Origin of the sequence: Methylocaldum sp., from assembly GCF_039794385.1 — a bacterium.
Lineage (GTDB): Bacteria > Pseudomonadota > Gammaproteobacteria > Methylococcales > Methylococcaceae > Methylocaldum.
In genome coordinates this window covers 1-4,791 of record NZ_JBDIVO010000345.1, presented here as the reverse complement: position 1 = coordinate 4,791, position 4,791 = coordinate 1, and the positions used below count along the sequence as shown (strand labels likewise).

6 protein-coding genes are annotated in these 4,791 nt (G+C 57.7%); 1 reads left to right on the top strand and 5 read right to left on the bottom strand.

Translation table 11 applies throughout. From position 1 onward, the window contains the following. The 3 genes from ABJK70_RS20365 to ABJK70_RS20355 all read right to left on the bottom strand — a co-directional run. On the bottom strand, window positions 1-581 hold a 581-nt coding region (locus ABJK70_RS20365; protein WP_347258925.1), incomplete at its 3' end, for a YdjY domain-containing protein. Window positions 582-592: 11 nt separating this feature from the next. After that, the gene (locus ABJK70_RS20360) at window positions 593-1,585 is read right to left on the bottom strand and encodes a methyltransferase (RefSeq protein ID WP_347258924.1); all 993 of its coding nucleotides are present in this window, start codon (window positions 1,583-1,585) and stop codon (window positions 593-595) included. Between the two features lie 22 nt (window positions 1,586-1,607). After that, window positions 1,608-2,849: a radical SAM protein gene (locus ABJK70_RS20355; protein WP_347258923.1), complete on the bottom strand. Its 1,242-nt coding sequence runs from the start codon at window positions 2,847-2,849 to the stop codon at window positions 1,608-1,610. A 145-nt stretch (window positions 2,850-2,994) separates the two neighbouring features. On the opposite strand from ABJK70_RS20355, the gene ABJK70_RS20350 reads away from it, so the two are divergent. After that, window positions 2,995-3,612 carry a hypothetical protein gene (locus tag ABJK70_RS20350; protein ID WP_347258922.1) on the top strand — a complete coding sequence of 206 codons (618 nt, stop codon included), beginning with the start codon at window positions 2,995-2,997 and terminating at the stop codon, window positions 3,610-3,612. Between the two features lie 32 nt (window positions 3,613-3,644). Here the strand turns inward: ABJK70_RS20350 and ABJK70_RS20345 are convergent, their stop codons facing one another. Together ABJK70_RS20345 and ABJK70_RS20340 are read right to left on the bottom strand one after the other, a co-directional pair. After that, window positions 3,645-4,319 (bottom strand): hypothetical protein, encoded by a 675-nt coding sequence (locus ABJK70_RS20345; protein WP_347258921.1) that lies wholly within the window; start codon window positions 4,317-4,319, stop codon window positions 3,645-3,647. 92 nt (window positions 4,320-4,411) lie between these two features. Then, window positions 4,412-4,791, bottom strand: a 380-nt coding sequence (locus ABJK70_RS20340) for a PEP-CTERM sorting domain-containing protein (protein ID WP_347258920.1), incomplete at its 5' end; no start/stop codon positions are given.

Sequence of the window (4,791 nt, the reverse complement as noted above, 5' to 3'; positions counted from 1 at the left end):
CTGGCCGGATCGTGCACGAATCCGATTAACGTGCCGTCCATATGAGCCAGGTAGCGACCATCGGGCGTAAATGTCGATCCGGTATAAACCCACTCGTGAGTCGCTTGGCCTTCCGCTGCCGTCAATAGCTCCTCGGCCCGGCGTCGAACGGTTTTGCCGGAGGATTCCCAGGTAATCCACAATTCGAGCTTGTCGCCTGCGACCGGTTCTTTATCGAAATGAAAGCTGGCGGGCTTGGCTTTTTTTGCATCCAAGCCGATGAGAATGCAGGCCAAATTGAATTCGACCGCGTTGGCATCCAGTTCGAGAAGGCTTTCGTAGGATTTATAGCCTCCCTTGGTAACCGCCAGAAATTCCAGCGGCGGCTCGGAGCGAATCACCGTGCCTGGAACGGCGAAGTTCCGTTCGGCCTTGTTGACTTCGATGCTGCCGACTTGGTATCGCTGGCCGCCCAGGTCGCGGATTTCAGGCTGCGGTGGCATGGGTTGAGAGCCGTATTCCAGCGGGGCTTCCGCAAAGGTGGCGGACGACACCAGAACACCGATCAAAGCGCTATAAATAACAAAGTTGATTTGTCGCATCGGCCGATCTCCTAGCCGACCATGCCGGTGACCACCCGATGCGGCATCGGGGAAGGAAAGGGACGGGTTTCAATGTGCGTAAATCCGGCTTCGGCCATCCACGCCGCCACGTCCGTATCGGCATGTACGCCGCCCTCCGGCGCCGTCAGCATCATGTTGAGGCCGAAAAGGGTCGCGAACAGGGGGCCGGTTCCGCCGTGGTCGGTGAAGACATCGCTCAAAATCAGCAGCCCACCGGGTGCCAGGGCGTCCTTGGCGCGGCGGATGAGTTCCCGGCATCCCGTTTCGCTCTCTCGATGCAGGACCCCCGAGATCAACACCACATCGTTACCGGTCGGGAATTTGGTGGTGTGGTAATCGCCTGCGAGTGTAGACACCCGATCCTTGGCGCCCAGACTTCCTATGATTTCATCGGCCAGTTCCACCACATGGGGCAGGTCGAGCACTTTCGCCCGGAGTTCCGGATATCTTCGGACGAACAAAGCGGAATATGTACCCGGTCCGCCGCCGATATCCAGCAGTTGTTTGCGTCCGCTCAGGTCGACCAGGCCGGCCAAAGCATTGCCGATGCCCAAGGCGCGGTTGTGCATTCCATAGACGAAATGGCGCGTTTTCGCGGGATCGTCGCCGAGATAGGTTTCCTGGGCGAGAGGGGGGCGATTTTCCCGGAGCGCTTGTTCCAGCTTGCCCCATGTGGCGTAAAGGTCATCGCTGTAACGCACGGCATTTCCCATGAACGCCGGACTGCCCGGCACCAGAAAGGCACTGGCCAGAGCGCTATTCGTGTAAACCCCTTCGGATTCTTCAAGTAACCCTAAGGCAACGCAAGAGTTCAGCAGCAGACGGGTAGGCCGAGGGTGGGTATTCAGGGCATCGGCTGCCTCGCTGACGCTCATGGGTGTCTTGGCGAGAGCTTCGAACACGCCGATACGATTGGCCGTCAGAAATGTCATGGCATTCCAGTAGGCGGTGGTGAGTTGCATGATCGGTGTAGGATCGAGCATGTGATCGTTTCCTTGTGATGTCTTAGGCGCAAAGGGCATGGTCGATGTCGCATTCCATCTGCATGTAACCGCAGCGATGGCACATGAATCCATCCCAGATGTTCAATTCGTATTTCCGGCGGATGTCGAAATAGCCTAGGTTAACGCGCTCAAAGTAGCTGCGCAGTTTCTCCAGGTGTTTGGGATGATCCCGCCCCGCGATGGGCCAATAAAGTGAGTAAATCGGAATGATGCCCTTCGCACCAAGCGTCTCGGCGCCCTCGAGCGCAAGCTCGATCGCTTCTTTCTCGGTTAATCCGTACTCCGGCTCCAGTTCGATTCCCGCCACCATGGCCGTGTAGACACGTCCCTTACCCCAAAAAGACACTGCACTTTCGAGGGTCCCGATCCAACGCTGATAACCCACGAACCGGTGCTTGCCGGGACAAACCTGGCTAAACAATCGCTCGGACCAGACTTCCAGATTAAAACAAACGGCATCCACCAGATTCTCATCATGTAACCGGCGTAGACATTCCTCGGGCAACGCACCGGAACCGCAGGTGACCGGAATCCGATGCCGATTGACCGTTTGTACCTCGCGGGCCAATTCGATGAAGCGTTCGCCTTCTTCCCGCCAATCGGTCATGGAGCCTCCGACCAGATAGATGTGGCGGATTTCGCTTTCCCGCAAGGCGGCATCAAGCGTCTCCTTTAGGCGCGTGTAAGTCAGGGGCGACAAGGATGTGCGATCCATCACCTGCCCCAATTGCTCGGTACGCGCGTCGGGAGCGCCGTAACCGCAAAACAGGCAGCGCATGGACTGCCCGTCCTGTTTATCGGCGAGAAAATACTGACAAGCAGGCGCCACGTTGATGACCGCCATGTCGTGGTGCAAGGTGATGCCGGCCTGGGCCATGGGGAAGCCGTCGCTGGTTTTTCCGTGCATCCACTTGGGAAGATTCATGAACTCGACCGACGTTTCCGGGTGCGTACCGCGATCGTGAGCCAAGCGGTAGCCGGATTCGAAAGAGCCGGTTACGGACCAAGCCGAGTCCCCGTTTCCCTTGATCCTGGCGAAAACGCCGTCGGACGTGGCAAGCGAGTAGGGAACCATCGCCTTGCCCTTGCCGGTCGGATCGTGTTCGCCGGGTTTGAAACGATACGGGTAGAAACCCGGAAACGAGTGCTCCGTCGCCCGTCCCAAAGCGTCGGTGTAGCGAATGCCTTCGAAAATCAGATCCAGTTTGCGTTTGGCGGTTTCTGGGAGGGCGGGAGGCTGCATGGCATTGGTCTCCTGAGTTTTTCTTTGGGCTTAAAGCCTATCCCGGCAGGCCGTTCGCCCTGAGCTTGTCGAAGCGTGTTTTAAGGTCTACCGGGATCGGCACTTAGTGTAGTATGCCGAATCGCGTTCCCGATACGTTTAACCCATGAAAATCAACAGACAGCTTATTCTCGTGGTTTCCACGGCACTGGCGATACCGATCATTCCTTTTCTCGTCATTGGCGAACTGCCCGGGGAACGATGGCTGTCGGCCACGGATGACAACGCGCTTCGGTTCGGCTTCCTCGGCGGTGCGCTGTTGGCCGGCGATGCCCTCCTGCCCATACCGTCCAGCGTCATCGGAACCCTGCTCGGCGCGCGTCTCGGTTTCATCTCCGGAACATTATGGACATGGGCGGGACTGACTATCGGCCATCTTATCGGTTATGCCGCCGGGCGGCTGCTGCTGGCCCGGCTCGGCACGCGGCTCCCGGAAGTGCCGACGCTCTTGGCGGTGTTCGCGAGCCGGCCGGTCCCGGTGCTGGCGGAGGCCGTGGCTTTTACAGCCGGTGCCGAAGGTCTGGATTTTTCTCGATTTCTGCTGACGGCGGCTGCGGGCAACTTATTGTACTCGGTGGTACTGGCAGGAAATGGCGCCGCACTATTACCCGATGCGATAGTCGGACCAGGAATCATCGTTCCCATGACATTACCCGTCGTTGCCTGGCTGGGATGGCGCCTCCGGAAAAAGCAGAAGAGCAAAGTCATGCAAACGGGAAACTGAAACCTCGAAAACGGATCGGCCCTGCTACCGGGTTACGGCTGCTGGGTAGGACCGGGTTGAAGGTAAATCATTTCGACACCCTCTGCGCCTTGGACGACTGCACGCATCATCTGTCCCTGGTCCAGCTGCTGCTTGATTTGCGAGACCGAGTCCATCGGTTCGAAACTGAGGCCGTTGAGCTTCAGCTCTGCTGCGGACGGCAATCCCAGCATCGGTTTGAGGGCGAAATAAAGTTCGTCTACCGTCGCGGCGGAGGTTTTGGCCAGTTGTTCGATTTGGTAGGCCATCTCCTCGCTTACTTCCACCGTTCGGTGTTTCGGCTGTGTTTCGGCCTCGCTGGCTGTCGGGGCTGCCGCATCGGCACTGGATGACTCGGGCGACAACAAATTCCGATGCCCCTGCTCGGACGGCAAACCATCCGCGGTCAACTGGATCTCGATCTCGCCGGTTTCCGTTTTCAGCCAAAGGCGGTCGCGAGAAATCTTTTCGACTTTGCCCACGTCCGGAATCGAGGTATCCCGTCGCACCGTCTGTTGTCGGCCGTCCGGGAACTCGATCATGGCAACCCGAGCTTCGTCGCCGACCGTCACCACACCTGAAAGACGGAAGGGCGGTTCCGACGAAGATGCGGCGATTGCGATATCCACCCTGACGATAGCCAATAGAAATGCCGGTAACGAAAACAGGGTTGTCCTACGAATATTCATGCGCTTAATCGATCCAGCTTGGAACTTCCATCTCCGAAAACAACGGATGGGAATCAAAAACAACCCACCCGTTGTTCACTAAACCGTTATTTTTATCGAACGCCGGCCCTACGATGCCTTTGGTTAAATGCGAACCCCAACAATCCCGCTCCCATCAGCATCACGACCGGCGGTTCGGGGACAGGGATAGGCTGTGACTGCTGGCAATTGCCCCCCACGCAAACACTGCCTCTTCCAGCCGATACCGGGGGAACAAACGGATCGCCGTTTTCATCTCCCAAAAACTCGCCGGTCGAAGCGATGTTATCCGTGAACGACAGTGGGCTGAGACCGTTTGCAAGGGTATCGAAGGTCAATGTGAACAACCGGAATGCGGTGTTGCCGTCCTGATCCGCAAGCAAACCCAAGGAGGTCTCAAATACATTCACCGTACCGGAAACACTGTCGTCAAAGCCTTGAATGGAGTCGAACG

Bases quoted from the DNA above. Each gene is read 5' to 3' on its own strand.
- ABJK70_RS20345 (WP_347258921.1), bottom strand. From the start codon at position 4,319: ATGAATATTCGTAGGACAACCCTGTTTTCGTTACCGGCATTTCTATTG.
- ABJK70_RS20350 (WP_347258922.1), top strand. From the start codon at position 2,995: ATGAAAATCAACAGACAGCTTATTCTCGTGGTTTCCACGGCACTGGCG.
- ABJK70_RS20355 (WP_347258923.1), bottom strand. From the start codon at position 2,849: ATGCAGCCTCCCGCCCTCCCAGAAACCGCCAAACGCAAACTGGATCTG.
- ABJK70_RS20360 (WP_347258924.1), bottom strand. From the start codon at position 1,585: ATGCTCGATCCTACACCGATCATGCAACTCACCACCGCCTACTGGAAT.